The sequence below is a fragment of the Chelativorans multitrophicus genome, assembly GCF_011317445.1.
Classification (GTDB): Bacteria; Pseudomonadota; Alphaproteobacteria; order Rhizobiales; family Rhizobiaceae; genus Chelativorans; species Chelativorans multitrophicus.
In genome coordinates this window covers 190734-208070 of record NZ_JAAAPL010000002.1, presented here as the reverse complement: position 1 = coordinate 208070, position 17337 = coordinate 190734, and the positions used below count along the sequence as shown (strand labels likewise).

General features: G+C 62.7%; 16 protein-coding genes. 7 read left to right on the top strand and 9 right to left on the bottom strand.

The window, feature by feature from the left end; translation table 11 throughout:
* Positions 1 to 60 precede the first annotated feature (60 nt).
* Entirely contained in the window at positions 61 to 1842 is a 1782-nt protein-coding gene (locus GNP00_RS11665) for an SLC13 family permease (RefSeq protein WP_011581416.1), read from the top strand.
* Between the two features lie 60 nt (positions 1843 to 1902).
* Here GNP00_RS11665 and GNP00_RS11660 read toward each other — a convergent pair whose 3' ends face one another.
* Complete coding sequence (locus tag GNP00_RS11660; RefSeq protein ID WP_011581417.1) at positions 1903 to 2352, bottom strand: GatB/YqeY domain-containing protein; 450 nt, start codon at positions 2350 to 2352, stop codon at positions 1903 to 1905.
* Between the two features lie 290 nt (positions 2353 to 2642).
* Here GNP00_RS11660 and carA point away from each other — a divergent pair, with 290 nt between their 5' ends.
* Entirely contained in the window at positions 2643 to 3842 is a 1200-nt protein-coding gene (gene carA, locus GNP00_RS11655) for a glutamine-hydrolyzing carbamoyl-phosphate synthase small subunit (protein WP_011581418.1), read from the top strand.
* 112 nt (positions 3843 to 3954) lie between these two features.
* Here the strand turns inward: carA and GNP00_RS11650 are convergent, their stop codons facing one another.
* The 5 genes from GNP00_RS11650 to GNP00_RS23715 form a co-directional block, all read right to left on the bottom strand.
* The gene (locus GNP00_RS11650) at positions 3955 to 5604 is read right to left on the bottom strand and encodes a pilus assembly protein TadG-related protein (RefSeq protein WP_011581419.1); all 1650 of its coding nucleotides are present in this window, start codon (positions 5602 to 5604) and stop codon (positions 3955 to 3957) included.
* A 92-nt stretch (positions 5605 to 5696) separates the two neighbouring features.
* The gene (locus GNP00_RS11645; RefSeq protein WP_011581420.1) at positions 5697 to 6209 is read right to left on the bottom strand and encodes a DUF2937 family protein; all 513 of its coding nucleotides are present in this window, start codon (positions 6207 to 6209) and stop codon (positions 5697 to 5699) included.
* Between the two features lie 46 nt (positions 6210 to 6255).
* Complete coding sequence (gene ypfJ, locus GNP00_RS11640; RefSeq protein ID WP_011581421.1) at positions 6256 to 7125, bottom strand: KPN_02809 family neutral zinc metallopeptidase; 870 nt, start codon at positions 7123 to 7125, stop codon at positions 6256 to 6258.
* A gap of 154 nt (positions 7126 to 7279) precedes the next feature.
* Positions 7280 to 7756 carry an MmyB family transcriptional regulator gene (locus tag GNP00_RS23720; RefSeq protein ID WP_343034326.1) on the bottom strand — a complete coding sequence of 159 codons (477 nt, stop codon included), beginning with the start codon at positions 7754 to 7756 and terminating at the stop codon, positions 7280 to 7282.
* A gap of 111 nt (positions 7757 to 7867) precedes the next feature.
* A complete protein-coding gene (locus tag GNP00_RS23715) occupies positions 7868 to 8095 on the bottom strand; it encodes a helix-turn-helix domain-containing protein (protein WP_343037185.1) in 228 nt (75 codons plus the stop codon).
* Positions 8096 to 8187: 92 nt separating this feature from the next.
* Between GNP00_RS23715 and GNP00_RS11630 the strand changes: the two genes are divergently transcribed.
* Positions 8188 to 8964, top strand: coding sequence for a class I SAM-dependent methyltransferase (locus tag GNP00_RS11630; RefSeq protein WP_011581422.1), 777 nt, complete (start codon positions 8188 to 8190; stop codon positions 8962 to 8964).
* Between the two features lie 15 nt (positions 8965 to 8979).
* On the opposite strand, the gene GNP00_RS11625 is transcribed toward GNP00_RS11630, so the two are convergent.
* The 3 genes from GNP00_RS11625 to GNP00_RS11615 form a co-directional block, all read right to left on the bottom strand.
* Positions 8980 to 9459, bottom strand: a complete 480-nt coding sequence (locus tag GNP00_RS11625) for an SRPBCC family protein (RefSeq protein WP_011581423.1) — start codon at positions 9457 to 9459, stop codon at positions 8980 to 8982.
* On the bottom strand, positions 9456 to 9800 hold the full coding sequence (locus GNP00_RS11620) for an ArsR/SmtB family transcription factor (protein WP_041544721.1): 345 nt from the start codon (positions 9798 to 9800) through the stop codon (positions 9456 to 9458). Before GNP00_RS11620 ends, GNP00_RS11625 begins: the two co-directional genes overlap by 4 nt.
* A 126-nt stretch (positions 9801 to 9926) precedes the next feature.
* Complete coding sequence (locus GNP00_RS11615; protein ID WP_011581425.1) at positions 9927 to 11096, bottom strand: acyl-CoA dehydrogenase family protein; 1170 nt, start codon at positions 11094 to 11096, stop codon at positions 9927 to 9929.
* A gap of 177 nt (positions 11097 to 11273) precedes the next feature.
* Between GNP00_RS11615 and GNP00_RS11610 the strand changes: the two genes are divergently transcribed.
* The 4 genes from GNP00_RS11610 to carB all read left to right on the top strand — a co-directional run bounded on the left by GNP00_RS11610 (position 11274) and on the right by carB (position 16979).
* Positions 11274 to 11924: a winged helix-turn-helix transcriptional regulator gene (locus GNP00_RS11610; RefSeq protein WP_166016113.1), complete on the top strand. Its 651-nt coding sequence runs from the start codon at positions 11274 to 11276 to the stop codon at positions 11922 to 11924.
* A gap of 67 nt (positions 11925 to 11991) precedes the next feature.
* Positions 11992 to 12330 carry an ArsR/SmtB family transcription factor gene (locus GNP00_RS11605; protein ID WP_011581427.1) on the top strand — a complete coding sequence of 113 codons (339 nt, stop codon included), beginning with the start codon at positions 11992 to 11994 and terminating at the stop codon, positions 12328 to 12330.
* A gap of 94 nt (positions 12331 to 12424) precedes the next feature.
* The gene (locus GNP00_RS11600) at positions 12425 to 13237 is read left to right on the top strand and encodes a MipA/OmpV family protein (protein WP_011581428.1); all 813 of its coding nucleotides are present in this window, start codon (positions 12425 to 12427) and stop codon (positions 13235 to 13237) included.
* Positions 13238 to 13490: 253 nt separating this feature from the next.
* On the top strand, positions 13491 to 16979 hold the full coding sequence (gene carB, locus GNP00_RS11595) for a carbamoyl-phosphate synthase large subunit (protein WP_011581429.1): 3489 nt from the start codon (positions 13491 to 13493) through the stop codon (positions 16977 to 16979).
* Positions 16980 to 17337 lie beyond the last annotated feature (358 nt).

Genomic DNA, 17337 nt, shown 5'->3' with positions numbered 1-17337 from the left:
TTGCGGCGGCAGAAACGAAATGACACATGCTGGTTCCATGGCTCATCGACAAAGCTTCTGATGCTTACGTTGCCGCAGATCCTCTCCTTCACGGTGATCGGCCTGGCCATGGCGGCCTTCATATGGGGCCGCTTCCGCTATGACCTTGTCGGCGCGCTCGCCCTCCTGGCGGGCGTTGCGGTCGGCATCGTGCCGGTCGATCGCGCCTTCAGCGGCTTCAGCGACGACATCGTCATCATTGTCGGCAGCGCGCTCCTGGTCAGCGCGGCGGTGGCGCGCAGCGGCATCCTTGAACTGACCATCCACCGCTATGCACCAACAGTAACGTCGGTGCGCGCTCAGGTGGCGCTGCTGGTGCTCACCGTCGCCTTCATGTCGGCTTTCGTGAAAAATATCGGGGCGCTGGCGATCATGATCCCGGTCGCGTTCCAATTCGCGCGGCGCTCGAATACCAGCGCTTCCACTTTCCTGATGCCGATGGCCTTTGCGTCCCTGCTGGGCGGGCTGATGACCCAGATCGGCACCTCACCCAACATCCTGGTATCCCGCCTGCGCGGCGACATCACCGGCACGCCTTTCACGATGTTCGATTTCACGCCGGTGGGCTTCGCGCTCACCATCGCGGGTTCCATTTTTCTCATTCTATTCTATTGGCTCCTGCCGACGCGTGAGCGCAAGGACAGCTCTCTCCAGGAAGCGATCGTCATCAAGAATTACGTGGCCGAAGCCCGGGTGGCGAAGGAATCCACGGTGGTCAACAAGACGCTTGGCGACCTCCTCAAGATCTCGGCCGGGGACGTTGCCATCACAAACGTCCTGCGCGCCGACGGCCTGCGCATTGCGCCGCTGCCGGATGCGGTGCTGCGCGACGGCGATATCCTGCTCATGGAAGGCGAGCACGAAGCGCTCGATCGCCTCATCGCCCAGGCCAAGCTGAAGATTTCGAGTGACAGGGACGTGGCAAATGGCGGTGATCCCGCCTTCGAGGTCACGGCCATCGAGGCTGTCGTCGGCGAAAACTCAAATCTCATCGGCTGGTCGGCCCAGTCGCTCCTGCTCTACGACCGGTTCAATGTGAATCTGCTAGCGGTGAGCCGCCAGGGCGAGCGCCTCAACCAGCGCGTGGGCACGATCACCCTGCGCCTTGGCGATGTGGTCGTGCTTCAGGGCAACCAGAAGTCCCTGCCGGAGTTCCTGCGCGATTTCGGTTTGCTGCCGTTGGCCGAGCGCCCCCTGCTGCTGGGCAGTGTGCGGCGTGGTGTGGTCCCCCTTCTCATCCTGTTTGCCGCCATCGGCGCCACCGCCATCGGCGCTGTGCCCGTGCATCTCGCCTTCTTCACGGCCGCCGTAATGATGGTGCTTTTCCGCGTCATCCCCGTGCGCAATGTATATAGCGCGATCGACGGTCCCATCCTGGTGATGCTTGCCACACTCATCCCGGTCAGCGATACGCTGCGCGCCACGGGCGCGACCGACATCATAGCCTCGAATCTTGCAGGTATCGGCGCGCTTCTGCCCAGCTACGGCGCTCTGGCGCTCATCATGGTGGCGGCCATGGCGGTCACCCCGTTCCTCAACAACGCCGCGACGGTGCTCGTAATGGCGCCGATTGCCGCCGGCTTCGCCACCACCCTCGGCTACAGGCCGGAAGCTTTCCTGATGGCCATCGCCATCGGCGCCGGTTGCGACTTCCTCACCCCCATCGGCCATCAGTGCAATACACTGGTCATGGGTCCCGGCGGCTACCGCTTCTCCGACTATCCGCGGCTCGGCCTTCCCCTCTCGATCATCGTTATTCTGGTCGCGGTGCCGACGCTGATGGTGGTCTGGCCGCTGCAATAGAGGATCGGCGCACCAACCATGCACCCGTGGGATGGGCAGGCGGATTCCCTGCCCTCGAATCTACTGGAGCATGCCTTTGACGATGCCGCTCGCCTTGCCCAAGTCCATCTGCCCGGGGAATTTCTTCTGCAGCTCGTTCATGCAGCGGCGCATGTCGCGAAGGCCGCCCGCGCCGATCTCCTGCACCACCTGCGCGCAAGCCTTCTTCATATCGTCTTCCCCAAGAGTCTTGGGCAGGAACTCGTTGATGATCCCGATTTCCTGGCGCTCCTGCTCGGCAAGTTCGAGGCGGTTGCCCTCCTCGAAGCTCCGCGCGGACTCCTTCCGCTGCTTCATCATGCGAATCAGAACATCGAGAATCTCCGCATCGCTGACCGGATCTTTTCCGGAATCGCGGTTGGCGGTATCGCGGTCCTTGATGGCTGTCTGAATCAGGCGCAGCGTTGAAATTCGCCGCTTATCCTGTTGCTTTAATGCGTCTTTTAGCGCCTGAGCGATTTTCTCGCGCATGGCATTATATCTCCCGTCGCGTGCGCGACCATAGCGCCGACATGCTTGCGAGGCAAACCCTTTCTTCCCGGCTAAGTAGCTGGAAGAATTGCGATAAATAATCGCGCGAGCTTGTTGGATGGGCAATTGACCGCATCCCGGCTGTTTCCTATTGTCCGCCGCCTGCATCGACATTAAATGTGGCGCGCGGGCGAAGGTTGCGGTTTAGCCGTCGCAGTCGGCATTTCGTGCGCCATATGGCCTGCCACGGGCCTTTTTTCAAGCCCTGCGAGAGTAATGAGGAGAGCGACATGGCATCAACCGCGCCTTGGAGTGAAACCAGGCCGACGGCACTTCTGGTCCTGGCCGACGGCACGGTGATCGAGGGCCGAGGCCTGGGTGCGGCCGGCTCGGCGGTGGGCGAGGTGTGCTTCAACACTGCCTTGACCGGATATCAGGAGATTCTCACCGACCCGTCCTATGCGGGCCAGATCGTCACCTTCACCTTCCCGCATATCGGGAATGTGGGCACCAATGACGAGGATATCGAGGATCTCAATCCCGCCGCGCGCGCCGGTGCTGTCGGCGCGATCTTCAAGGCCGACGTCACCGATCCGTCCAACTACCGCGCGGGAGAGCATCTTGACCGCTGGCTGAAGCGGCGCGGTATCGTGGCGCTTGCCGGCATCGACACGCGCGCGCTCACCTCCCTCCTTCGCGAGAAAGGCGCTGCCAATGCCGTTATCGCCCACGCGCCGGACGGGCGCTTCGATGTGGAAGCGCTGAAGAAGGAAGCCAGCGAATGGGGTGGTCTTGTAGGGCTCGATCTGGCCAAGGTCGTCACCTCCGGCCAGTCGTCCACTTGGACTGAGACCCCCTGGGTCTGGAGCGAGGGCTATGCCGAGGCCCGCGAGACGCCCTATCACATCGTCACCGTCGATTACGGCGTGAAGCGCAATATCCTGCGAATGCTGTCCAGCCTGGGCGCAAAGGTCACCGTCGTGCCGGCCACCGCTTCCGCCGAGGATATTCTGGCCATGCGGCCTGACGGCGTGTTCCTGTCGAACGGCCCCGGCGATCCTGCGGCCACGGGCGCATACGCCGTGCCCATGATCCGTGAATTGCTCAAGACGGAGACCCCGGTTTTCGGCATTTGCCTGGGCCATCAAATGTTGGCTCTGGCGCTGGGCGCCAGGACGGTCAAAATGCATCAGGGCCATCACGGCGCCAATCACCCCGTCAAGGATTTCACCACCGGCAAGGTGGAAATCGTGTCCATGAATCACGGCTTTGCCGTCGATAGCGATAGCCTGCCGGAAGGAGTGGAGGAGACGCATGTCTCCCTTTTCGACGGCTCCAATTGCGGCATCAGCCTCGCCGGCCGGCCGGTTTTCTCGGTGCAGCATCATCCGGAAGCCTCCCCCGGCCCGCAGGACTCGCATTACCTTTTCCGCCGATTCATCAATCTGGTGCGCGAGAAGAAGGGCGAGCCGGCGCTGGCAGAGCGCTGAGAGCGAACTTCTCATCAAGAAGGCGGCCTCCGGGCCGCCTTTTTTGTTTCGGCTAAAGGATAGGCGTCAGCGCATCGCCAGCCGTTTTGAGCAAAGAGGGGTTCCTAGTCCCTCAGAAGGAAAGCCTCAGCTTTGTAATCCCGTCGCGGATTTCCTTGAAAATGGCGTTGAGCTGCGTACGCGAGGGCGAATCGAAGTAGTAGCCGGGGCCGGTCGCGCATTCCTGCAGCAGTGTGCCGGTCGCCACGTCCGGCTCCTCGAGCCGGATTGTGTAAATGGTGACATCGTCTTCCTTGCTGGGCGTATATTCCCGCTTTGCATTTTCACAGGCCGCAAGAGTCCGCCTGTTCATCTCCTCCGTCACCCGGCGCTGGCTGCGCTCGCGCGTAAGACGGTCCTCCACGAGATAGCCGAAGCTCGAATAGGAAGAGCCGAGCGCGTGGTTTCTGTTGTTTGACAGGCCCATATTGTTCGCGCCGTCGGTCAATACGATCATGATCTTCTCGACATCGCTTGCCGGCTCTTTTCCCTCGGTAAAGGGTTCCCGGGGCGAGAGCACCCGCATGCCCCAGGCAACTCCCTCCATGATATTCGTGTTGCCGTCGGCGGTGAACCGAGAGACCTCCCTTTTCAGGGCAGCATAGTCATTTGAAAGCGGCGTTATCGGCCGTGAGAGACACCCATAGGCAGGGCCCCTTCCATCGCTGTACTCATGCTCGACCTTCCGCCACCTTTCCGGCCTGATATCGAGGCCGATCAGGTTTGTCGCGCCGGTCAAAGCCGCCTGGGCAGCGTCATCGAGCCCATATCTCAGCAGCCTCCGCGCTATCGCTACGGCCGAGTTTCCGAACGCTGATGTATTGGAGGCAATATAGTTGTTGGCGTAGAGTCGGCCGCCGTCCGGCTCGTCGATCGCGAAGGTGGGGACGAAGAGGCTGTACCGGTCCGTTGCCACGACAGGCGCGTCGTCCACGTCATAGGCGGAGCTACTTGTGGGCATTCGCGTCTCCACGCAGCCCTTCCAGTCCTGGCCGAGATGGTGAGCAACTTCAAAGCGGCTAAGGCCCGGCAACAAGTCCAGCTGCGAAATAGGACTGATCCCCTGCAGATCCAGCCAGTCCGCACCGGTCCCGGGCACAATCCTTCCGTTCCTGTCGAACTCCGGCCCGAACTGCGGCCCCACATTCACGAAGGACGCAAACGGAACCAGCGCGAATTTAAGCCGCTCTTTATCGGTCACCCGCGACGAGAGATCGTCGATCAGCCCGTTGACGGCCTCCTTCATGGCCTGCAGCTTGCCACCGCGCATGGAGCCGGTGGTATCCAGCACCAGTGCGATTTCATAATAGGCAAAGGCCATATCTGCGGTCGACGAAGCACCGACAGTAGCCTCCTTCCGGCCGATCAGCCCGCCGAAGCTGAGCGGCATGGTTGCCTCAGCCGACAATTTGACCGAGGTGCCGTTCCGCTCCACCGCCATGTTCTTATAGGCGGAGGAGAGATTTCCCGTCAGGAAGGACGCCGCTATGCTGCGGGCCTCCGCATCGGAGATCTTGTCCCCGCGCTGGGCCACGGCAAGCACGGCGGCATCGAGTGCATTCTGCAGTTCAGATCGGGTGCGGCTCATATTGGTATAGTCGACCGCGAGTCCGGCAGCGCCGAAAACCGGCAGCGCGGACAGAGCCAGAATTACGGCAAAATTGCCTCTGCGGTCCCGGCAGAGGGCAGAACACGCCGAACGAAGCCTTCTGATGGATAGCATAGCCCCACAACTTCCCGTTGCGCTGGGCACGCTATCCGACAGTACTTAAATGCTTCTTAGCGCAGGCGATCAACTTGAATCGAATTTGCCATTTACTGGCGTGCTTCTGCCGGCTTGGTGCGCCGCCTGCGAAACGGCAACGTGATCAGGCGGAAGAAGCCGAAACCCAGGAGAAGACCGACCGCGGTCCAGATCAATCCATGGCTCGTGAGCGGCACGGCTGGCTCGAAATCGCGCATTGTGCCCGCGAAGACCGTGCCGTCCGGGTCAGTGATCACCGCGACAGGTCGGAGGACGCGTGGTAGCTCAGCGAGCCTGGCCGCCTGCTGGTCGAGATGTTCCGCGCGCGCAATCACCCTGCGCATGGATTGCGCACGATCACGTATGAAGGCTTCTTGCGACGTTTCCTGGAGCGCCAGCGCCCGTTGGCGATCGAGATCATTGCGGCTGGCGTCCTCATCGAACTCGCCCACCACCCGGGTGAGCTCCTGCCGTGCACCTTCGAGCCGCTGCCTGTATTGCTGTGCGAACTCGGGAGCCTGGGATGTTGCCATGCCGGCGGCAAGCGACGTCAGGACGGCGGCGATCGTGCCAGGCCTCACCATTTCGATTCCCCCATAAGATCAGCCAAAATCAACAGCCGCCACAAACTCAGATGGGCCCATTGAACGTATCGCAATCCGTGGGATTGCCGCTTTCGAATCCGCGCCTGAACCACCGGCTCCGCTGTTCCGACGTGCCGTGATTGAAGCTCTCCGGCACCACATATCCCTGGGTGCGCCTTTGCAGCGTGTCGTCGCCAATCTGAAAGGCGGCATTCAGCGCCTCCTCGATGTCGCCCTGTTCCAGAAGGCCCTGCTGGTTGGTGTGATAGGCCCAAACCCCGGCATAACAATCGGCCTGGAGCTCTACGCGCACCGACATGGCATTGGCCTCCCCCTCGCTGAGATTGGCGCGCATACGGTTGAAGCGGGGCAAAACGCCCGTCAGGTTCTGCACATGATGCCCCACCTCATGGGCAATCACATAGGCCTGGGCGAAGTCGCCGGCCGCATCGAAGCGCCTTGCAAGCTCGTTAAAGAAGCTGAGATCGAGATAGACCTTCCGGTCTCCGGGGCAGTAGAACGGCCCGCTCGCGGCCGATGCGAAGCCGCAGGCCGAATTCACCTGGCTTGAAAAAAGCACAAGCGGCGGCTCCTCATAATCGGCTCCTTCCGATTGGAAGATCTGGCCCCACACATCCTCGGTGTCGGCAAGCACCACGCCGACGAATTGCCTTGCTTCGTCATTGCCGGCCTGCTGCGTCGTCACCTGTCCCGTTCCCTGCTCCAGCATCTGCAGCGGGTCGATGCCGAGCGCCCTCAGCCCGAAGAAGAGAATGACGAGGATAATGATCGTGCCGATCCCGCCGCCGCCAGCCCGGCCACCGACCGGCAAGCGGATGGGTCCGCCCCGCCGCATGCCACCGGCCCCCCGACGATCTTCGATATTGCTGCTTTGGCGGCGGCCCCTCCAGCGCATGCGCAATTTTCTCCGTTTCGCGATCCGGCCCCTGGCGCCATGGGCATATAGAGGCATTTCGATAATGGTCTACGGCGAATGAAAGATTAATGGAAGTACTTCGGCACCTCCGGGACTGATATTCGCTTCCTGCCCAACGTTCTACTTGTCTATTTCAAGCGACCTGGCTGGCTGTAGCGTCTCGAGCGCCGATCAGCACCGTCAGTTTCAGATCCGGATGGCCGGAGACCGCGAAGGTCGCCTGCTCGTAACGCTGGAAACCGTCTCTCGGGTGATTGAAGGTCCGCTCGCCTCCCTCGCGGCCGAGCACCCAATGCTCGTTCCAGAAGCGCTGGAAATCCTGGCTTTCCCGCCGGAGATCGTCGATGAGGTGCCGAACGGCGGGGTCGGCCATATGCGCGCTCACATCGGCGCGAAACTCCGCCACCACACGCCGCGCGCGGTTTTCGTAATCGCGAATCAAAGAGCGCGCTTGGGGTTCAAGAAAGATGAAGCGCAGGAGGTTTCGGTCGCCCGGCCGGTCAAGCCAGCCGGTGAAGAGCCGTTCGGCCTCGCCGTTCCAGGCGCGTGCTGTCCAGGTGAGGTCAAGCAGGTAAGCAGGAGCGTCGATCCTCTCCAGCGTGGCAAGCACCGCCGGCGGGATGGGCTCCTTCTCCTTGCCGCCCTGCTCCGGGTCGCGCCTTCCAGAGAGCTCGAAGAGGTAGGCCCGCTCCGCCCGGCCGAGCTTGAGCGCGTTGGCAAATCACGCCAGCGCCGCCGGGGAAAGCGACATGTCCCTTCCCTGCTCCAGCCACGTGTACCAGGTGACGCTGAGGCCGCAGAGCTGCGCCACCTCCTCGCGCCGCAGGCCGGGCGTCCTGCGGCGGCTGCCCGCGGCCAGCCCAAGATCCGCCGGCTTTTGCTTTTCCCTCAGCGCGCGGACGAAATCGCCAATTTCCCGCCGCTGCTCCGCTGTTCTTCCGGTCATCATGGTAGCGGCTTATACCAGTATAATTTTGCATCTGAAACTGGTGTGAATCTGCTGCTATGACTGAAGCGACATCAAACAGCGGAGAAGAAATCATGTCCGGTGACAAGAGCCATGAAGCCTTGGTGGGCGGCCAATTCGGCTCGCGTGCTGAAGCCTATCTGAAAAGCGCCGTCCATGCGCAGGGCGAGGACCTGCAGTCGCTGGTCGCCAGGATGGCCGGCAAAAGCGGCGCCCGCGTGCTGGATCTCGGCTGCGGCGGCGGTCACGTCACCTTCCACATCGCCCCGCTGGTGCGCGAGGTGGTCGCCTACGACCTGTCGCCGGAGATGCTGGAGGTGGTGGGCCGCACCGCCCGCGAGCGCGGGCTGGCCAACATAGCCACCGCGCGCGGCGTGGCCGAGAGCCTTCCTTTCGAGGCCGACAGCTTCGATGCAGTGCTGAGCCGCTTCAGCGCCCATCACTGGCGCGATCTCGATGCAGGCCTGCGTGAGGCAGCGCGCGTCCTGAAGCCCGGCGGAAGCGTCATCATCCTCGATACTGTGACCGCTGGCGTCCCGATCATCGACACCTTCTTCCAGGCGATCGAGCTTCTGCGCGACTGTTCCCATGTGCGCAATTATTCGCGCGCCGAATGGGAGGCCGCCCTTGCCCGCGCCGGCCTGCCGGTCCGATCCTCCAGCCGTTTCCGGCTGCGGCTCGAATTCAAGTCGTGGGTCGAGCGCATGAACACGCCGAAAATCCAGGTGGAGGCCATCCGCGCCCTGCAGACCTCGGTCTCCGAGATCGCGACGCGCCACTACGAAACGGAGCCGGACGGGAGCCACACGATCGACGTGGCGTTGTTCGAGGCGGTCAAGCCCATCGCTTGAGACGCCGCACTCTTCCTACTGCGTCCGCCGCTCCGCAATTAGCGCGAGTTGCTCCGTAACCGTGCCCCAGCCGTCATAGAAACCCAGCTCTTCATGCATATTTCGGTCGGCTGGGTTCTTATGCATCGCATGCGCCTGGTATTCGGTCCCGGCAGGGTGATCCCGCATCGTGATGATCGCCGTCATGAAAGGTTGCTCTGCCGGTCTCCAGCCCCCTACGAGGGCATTCGTGAAGACGATGCGCTCAAGCTCGTCGGCGGCAAGGAAGCAGGCATTCAGATGTGCCGCGAAGGGACCGCCGCCTTCGCTGATTTCGGTGACGAATGATCCGCCGGGACGCACATCCAGTTGAACCACCTTGCATTTGGCCGGAGCGGGCACCCACCATTGCTCCAAGCTCGCTGGGTCCGTCCACGCATTCCAGATCGCTGATCGCGGCGCTTTGATGATCCTGCTGATCTTCAGGTCGAGAGCGGGATCGAAGGAATTGCTCATCGAGAATTGTCCTTGTTCTGTTTCGAGGTCACGAACTGCTCGAGCCGGTCGGTGCGCGCGTTCCACAGTGCGCGCTGCTCCGAAAGCCAATCTTCGACAATGGCGAACTGCTGTTTTTCGAGGGTGCAGATCCGCACGCGGCCTTCCTTGCGCGTGTTGATCCAACCGCTGTTCTGCAGGAACTGGATGTGCCGCATGAAGGAGGGCAGCGCCATATCGAAAGGCTCTGCCAGCTCGCCGATGCTGGCCGGGCCGTTGCCGAGCCGCATGAGCACGGCCCTGCGCGTAGGGTCGGCAAGCGCTTGAAAAATGCCGTCCAAATGTCCCGAATGCTTAGCCATAAAGCTAAGTATCATCAAGAAACACTTAGCACAAGGGCTTACTAATGACTCGTCGGACGTTTCGTCGGCGGGCAATAGAATGCGGGGCGCTGCGACCGGCAGCGCCCCGCCCCTTTTCCGTCGCGTTCAGTAGATCTGCGTCACCGGCTGGCCCAGCGCAATCGCGCCGGCATAGCGCGCCTGCGGTCCCGTCTGCAGCGGGTGGAACCGTGCGCCCTGGATATCCCTGAACCGCCGCTCCAGCCCGTTGCGCCGGTAAAAGCCTGCCCCGCCGGAAAGCTCCAGCGCCAGTTCGACCGTGCGGATGGCATGTTCGGCGACGAGCGAACGCCCGATCATCACCTCGTTGACGCTTTCCGCCGACGGTGCATTTTTCGCCACCGTCTCCAGCATCCAGCGATGCGCGAGCTGTGCCGCCCTGAGCGACGTATCCATCCGCCCCGCAAGATCGAGGGTGTAGGGCCTCGGCTCCTTGCGCTTCGCAAGATCGATCGCGATATCGCGGGCGCTTTCGGCCACGCCCAGATAGGCGGCATAGATCAGGGGGAAGGCGATCGTGGCGATGATCTGGAAAACCGGGTGCCATTCCCCGGCCTTGCGCGTGAAGGCGACACCCGCATCCGGGATGAAAAGTTCCTCCAGCACCACGTCCTGTGAGCCGGTGCCGCGCATGCCGAGCGTCCGCCAGGTATTCACCACCCTCACTTCGGAAGACTTCATCGGAGCGCCGAAATGAATGACGGACTGCACCCCGTACTCGTCTTCATAGACGGCTCCGGTCATGAGTATATCGCCCGCTTCCGCGCCCGAAGTGAAAACCTTGCGCGCCGTCACCCGATAACCGCCATCGGCCTTGACGGCCTTTCCCGAACCGCCGATCCAGTCGGACCCGCCGCTGGAAAGCAGGATCAGCCGTTCTGTCGCGACCCGTTTCAATAGCGGTTCCACCGCCGCTACCTGCTGATGACGCCACCGCCAGGCCGGAATCGCAACCTGATGAGTGTGCATGGAAAATGCGAGCGCGGTCGAGCCGCAGGCATGCGCCATGACGCGCAGCATTTCGGCCAGTTCCGCGACATCGGCGCCGCCGCCGCCCAGCTCGGCGGGAACGCCGGCCTCCACCAGCCCGGCTTCCTTTAAAAGTGCGTAATTCTCCGCGACGAAGCTGTCGGTTTCGTCGAAACGCTCCGCCCGTTCGGCGAGCGTCGGCAAAAGCTCCCGGGCTATGGCGACCGGGCTCGCGATCGAGACCGCCGCGGCGCCGTCGCCGGTTGTATCTATTGAAGCAGTGGACATTGTTACTCCTCCGGTTTTGAGACCTGGAGGATCGCGCAGCGCCACGGGGCGGTCTAGTTCACGAACTGTACTGCAGCCATTCCAGCGCTGCTTCTTTTGCGGTATTCTCTGCCGTTGGCGCCAAGGGTGACCGCAACGCAGGATCGTGGGAGTTACGGGCAGTTCTGTCCGGTGGCGATGGCCTCGGAAATTCTATGCTCGCGATGGACGACACTCATCATCCGCGAACTTATGTGCGGCACCACGCGCTTCAACGATTTACGCCGCGGCGTGCCGCGCATGTCGCCCGCGCTTTTATCCAAGCGCCTCAAAGAGTTGGAGCGGGCCGGGATCGTCCGCACGGCGCCGAGCCAGGCCGGCCCGATGGAATACCGGCTCACAGAGGCCGGAGAGGATTTGCGCCCGATCATCCTTGGCATCGGCTTCTGGGGCCAGCGCTGGGTGGAATCGCAGCTGACGCTCAAGAATCTAGACCCGTCTCTTCTCATGTGGGACATGCGGCGCAATCTCAATCCCAAGCCGCTGCCGCCGAAACGCTGTACGATTCAATTTCAGTACCCGGAGCTTCCGCCTTCGCGGCAGAACTGGTGGCTGGTGGTCGACGCGGGCAATGTGGATCTCTGCGGTTTCGATCCGGGTTTCGAGGTCGACCTGCTCGTGACGGGTTCCTTGCGCAGCATGACGGCTGTCTGGATGGGCCTGAGCATCGTTCGCAAGGAGGTCGAGGCAGGCAGGCTCGAACTCATCGGCGACCCACAAATCGCGCGCGCCATGCAGCAATGGCTGGGACTTAGCACCTTCGCGCCGGAAACCCGGCGGGTGCAGTAGCCCGCCTACCCTGTCGTTCCGTCGGTCCGGCTTGCATCGCGGCCTGGATCGATTACTTTTCGATGCCATGTTGCCGCATCCGGCCGTTGAGGAGATCAATCTAGCCACCGTTCTCGCTGCTTTGGGCGACCCCACGCGGCTAGCCATCCTGGGCGATCTTGCCCGGCAGGACGGCAAGGCGCTGACCTGCTCCCATCTTACCGACCTCACCTCCAAATCGAATCTCACCTACCATCTCGCCAAGATGCGGGAAGCCGGCATCGTGCGGGTTGAACCGCGTGGCACGTCACGGCTGATCACCATCAGACGCGCCGATCTCAACGCGCGCTTTCCCGGCCTCCTTGACTCGATCATCGCCACGGCGGTCGGCCTGCCCCCGATGAAAAGACGGGCAACCGCGAAATAAGCGTGGGTCCCTCCCCAAATCGATTCAAGTTTAATTAATTTTTACAATCCCCGGACTATGCGGCGGCAATCTATTGCAGTCTTCGGAGTCCATTTTGTCGAAGCGTCGTCTGGCGGCCGTTGCGGCTGCGCTTTCCATCCTTTTCCCGTCGGCGGCCAAAGCACAGCAGGCCGGAAACCATTTCTGGTCCGGCGACTGGTCGCTGACCATTGGCGCCGCGGGGCTGGTGGCTCCGAGCTTTGAAGGCTCCAAGGATTGGATCTTCAAGGTCTCGCCCGTCATCTCGCTCGGCCGGCAGGGCTCGGCCGTTCGTTTCTCCTCGCGCAATGACAGCGCTTCCTTCGGCTTTGTGGACACCAGTGTGTTCCGGGCAGGCATTGCCGGCAAGCTCGTTTTTCGCCGGGACGAGGAAACGGACGATGCCCTTAAGGGTCTCGACCCGGTAAAGTTCGGCGTGGAGGCCGGCGGCTTCGTAGAAGTCTATCCCACCGACAATGTCCGCCTGCGCGGCGAGGTGAGGAGGGGCATCCGCTCCCACAGCGGCGTTGTGGCGGACGTGGCCGTGGATGTCTTCGACGATCTCTCGCCCACGGTTCGTGTATCCGGCGGCCCGCGCCTCTCCCTTGCGAGCGCCGATTATTTCGACGCGTATTACGGCGTCAGCGCCGGGGAGTCCGCGCGCTCGGGCCTGCCCCGCTACACGCCGGGCGGCGGCATCAAATCGGTCGGCGCCGGTGCTGCCATCACCTGGAAGACCACCGACAAGATCACCACGAGCTTCTTTACCGAATATGTGCGCCTGCTGGGCCCGGCGGCCGATTCCCCGCTTGTCGAGCGGCGCGGCTCGCCCAACCAGCTCAGCGTCGGCGTCTCGGCCACCTACCGCTTCGACTTTACGCTGGATTAAGCGGCGTCCCCCACCTTCATTGCGCTGAGCCGACCGGCGAAAACCGGTCCGTGTGGGGGATTTCAGGATGCGTGCAGTCATGCCGCCTCGCCTCAGTCGAAATAGGCATGTGCGCTTCCGTTCTTTTAGGGGTTCCCTGTCCGCGAAGACTTGCCTATAAGGCGCGCCTAGCCTGACAAAAAACTCCTTCGCTGCGCCGGCCGGGCTCGCCCGTACCGGTCGTCCGCGCAAGCGCCACGAGAATGGACCATCCATGCCCAAACGCACCGACATCAAGTCGATCCTGATCATCGGGGCCGGCCCCATCGTCATCGGCCAGGCCTGCGAGTTCGATTATTCCGGCACCCAGGCCTGCAAGGCGCTTCGGGCGGAGGGCTTCCGCGTCATTCTCGTCAACTCCAATCCGGCCACCATCATGACCGATCCGGAGCTGGCCGACGCCACCTATATCGAACCGATCACGCCCGAGGTGGTCGCCAAAATCATCGCCAAGGAGAGACCGGATGCGCTGCTGCCCACCATGGGCGGCCAGACAGCGCTCAACACGGCCCTTTCGCTCCGCCGCATGGGCGTGCTCGAGCGCTACGGCGTCGAGATGATCGGCGCCAATGCGGAGGCCATCGATAAGGCCGAGGACCGCGCCCTATTCCGCGAGGCGATGGCGAAGATCGGCCTCGAAACGCCGAAATCCATGCTCGCCAACGCGACGGAAGTGAAGGATGCCGACCGGAAAAAGCATGAGGTCGAACGCGCGGAACTGCGCGCGAAACACACCGGCCCCGAGCTGGACGCCGCCCTTGATGCACTGGAAGCCGAGTGGCAGCGCGGCGAGGGCGACCGCAAGCAGCGCTACATAAATCACGCCATGGCGATCGCCGCCCAGGCGCTAGACGTGGTGGGCTTGCCAGCCATTATCCGCCCCTCCTTCACTTTGGGAGGCACCGGCGGCGGCATCGCCTACAACCGCACCGAATTCTTCGACATCGTATCCTCGGGTCTCGACGCCTCCCCCACCACGGAAGTGCTGATCGAAGAGTCGGTGCTCGGCTGGAAGGAGTATGAGATGGAGGTCGTCCGCGACAAGGCGGACAACTGCATCATCGTCTGCTCCATCGAAAACCTCGACCCGATGGGCGTCCATACCGGCGATTCCATCACCGTCGCCCCGGCGCTGACCTTGACCGACAAGGAATACCAGATCATGCGCAACGCCTCGATCGCGGTGCTGCGCGAGATCGGGGTGGAAACGGGCGGCTCCAACGTCCAGTTCGCCGTCAACCCGGCAGACGGGCGCATGGTGGTCATCGAGATGAACCCGCGCGTCTCCCGCTCCTCGGCGCTCGCCTCCAAGGCAACCGGCTTCCCCATCGCCAAGGTCGCGGCCAAGCTGGCGATCGGCTACACGCTGGACGAGCTTGAGAACGACATCACCGGCGGCGCCACGCCCGCTTCGTTCGAGCCCTCGATTGATTATGTCGTCACCAAGATCCCGCGCTTCGCCTTCGAGAAATTCGCGGGCTCCGATCCCGTCCTCACCACGGCCATGAAGTCCGTCGGCGAGGTCATGGCCATCGGCCGCACTTTCGCAGAATCGCTGCAGAAGGCCTTGCGCGGCCTCGAAACCGGCTTGACCGGCCTCGACGAGATCGAAATCCCGGGCCTGGGCGACAACGGCCCCGACGACAAGAACGCCATCCGCGCCGCGCTCGGCACGCCGACGCCCGACCGGCTGCGCATGGTCGCCCAGGCCATCCGCATGGGCACCTCGGTGGCCGATGTCCACGCCATGTGCCACATCGACCCCTGGTTCCTGGAGCAGATCGCGGCCATCGTCGCCATGGAAGAGCGCATCCGCGAGCACGGCCTCCCGCAGGACGCGTCCAATCTGCGCATGCTAAAGGGCATGGGATTCTCCGATTCCCGCCTCGCGTCCTTGGTGAAGAAAGACGCGGAAGAGGTTCGCAGGATTCGCGAATCCCTCGGCGTCCACCCGGTTTTCAAGCGCATCGACACCTGCGCCGCCGAGTTTGCCGCGCCCACCGCCTATATGTATTCCACCTACGAGACGCCCTTCGCCGGCGCCCCCGCCGACGAGGCCCGCGTCTCCGACCGCCGCAAGGTGGTCATCCTCGGCGGCGGGCCGAACCGCATCGGCCAGGGCATCGAGTTCGACTACTGCTGCTGCCACGCGGCTTTTGCGCTCGCCGATGCCGGCTTCGAGTCGATCATGATCAACTGCAACCCGGAGACGGTCTCGACCGACTACGACACCTCCGACCGGCTCTATTTCGAGCCGCTGACGCCCGAGGACGTGCTTGAAATCCTGCGCGCCGAGCAACAGGAGGGCGAGCTCGTCGGCGTCATCGTCCAGTTCGGCGGCCAGACCCCACTCAAGCTCGCCGACGCGCTGGAAAAGGCCGGCATCCCCATTCTCGGCACCGCGCCCGACATGATCGACCTTGCGGAAGACCGCGACCGCTTCCAGAAGCTCCTGCAGAAGCTCGGCCTCAAGCAGCCGAAAAACGGCATCGCCTATTCTGTCGAGCAGGCCCGCGTCGTGGCGGGCGAACTCGGTTTCCCGCTGGTCGTGCGCCCGTCTTACGTGCTCGGCGGCCGCGCGATGCAGATCGTCTGGGACGACGCGCGCCTCCAGACCTACCTGCTCGACACCGTGCCCGGCCTGGTGCCGGAGGAAATCCGCCAGAAATACCCGGCCGACAAGACCGGCCAGATCAACACGCTGCTTTCGAAAAACCCCCTCCTCTTCGACACCTATCTTTCCGAAGCCATCGAGGTGGATGTCGACTGCCTGTCCGACGGCAAGGAGGTGTTCGTCTGCGGCATCATGGAGCATATCGAGGAGGCGGGCATCCATTCGGGCGACAGCGCCTGCTCGCTGCCCGTCCACTCCCTCTCGCCGGAAATCGTTTCCGAGCTTGAACGCCAGACCACCGCGCTCGCCAAGGCGCTCAATGTGGGCGGCCTCATGAACGTGCAATATGCCGTCAAGAACGGCGACGTCTATGTGCTGGAAGTCAACCCGCGCGCCTCGCGCACGGTGCCCTTCGTGGCGAAAACCATCGGCCGCCCCATCGCAAAAATCGCCGCGCGCGTCATGGCCGGCGAAACGCTTGAGCAGGCCTTTACCACCTATGGCTCGCTGCCCAACGCCAACGATCTCGGCCACATCGCGGTGAAGGAAGCCGTCTTCCCCTTTGCCCGCTTCCCCGGCGTCGACATCCTGCTCGGCCCCGAGATGAAGTCCACCGGTGAGGTCATGGGGCTTGACCGCGACTATGCGCTGGCCTTTGCGAAAGCCCAGCTCGGCGCGGGCGTGGACCTGCCCCGCTCCGGCACGCTGTTCGTGTCCGTGCGCGACGAGGACAAGGCGCGCGTTCTCCCCGCCGTCAAGCGCCTCTCCGATCTCGGCTTCCGCATCCTTGCCACCGGGGGCACGGCGCGCTTCCTGCGCGAGAACGGCGTCGAGGCGGAAAAGATCAACAAGGTGCTCGAAGGCCGCCCGCATATCGAGGACGCGATCCGCAACCGGCAGGTCCAGCTCGTCTTCAACACGACCGACGGCCAGAAGGCAGTCTCGGACTCAAAATCGCTAAGGCGCGCGACGCTGATGCAGAAGGTGCCCTACTACACGACGATGGCTGGCGCCAACGCCGTGGTCGAGGCCATCGCCGCGCTGAAGGCCGGGAGTTTAGAGGTCAGGCCGCTGCAGGGGTATTTTTGAGCGCCCTCCCACCCCTTTTTTTGAGGGAAGGTCGATCTGCGAGCGGAAGGGTGGTGTGAAGAACATCAGAAATAATAAGCTCTCTGGCCTTGTCGTGAACTTCACGATACGAATAAGACATCTGTCACTGATGTCGAAAATGAAGAAGACCCCGCTTTACATTCTGCCTTTGGTTCTGCTGACGAGTTGCGTTGCGCCCACTCAAGAGTCCTACGTTGGGCCGTCTGGTTCGGCTGTAACGTCCGTTAAGTGCAGTCAATCGCCCAAGGCTTGCTTTCAGCAAGCCAGCAGGGCCTGCAATGGCAGATCGTATCAGGTATTGGATAGCGAGAGTCATGCTGGTGGCTTGGTGGCAGAT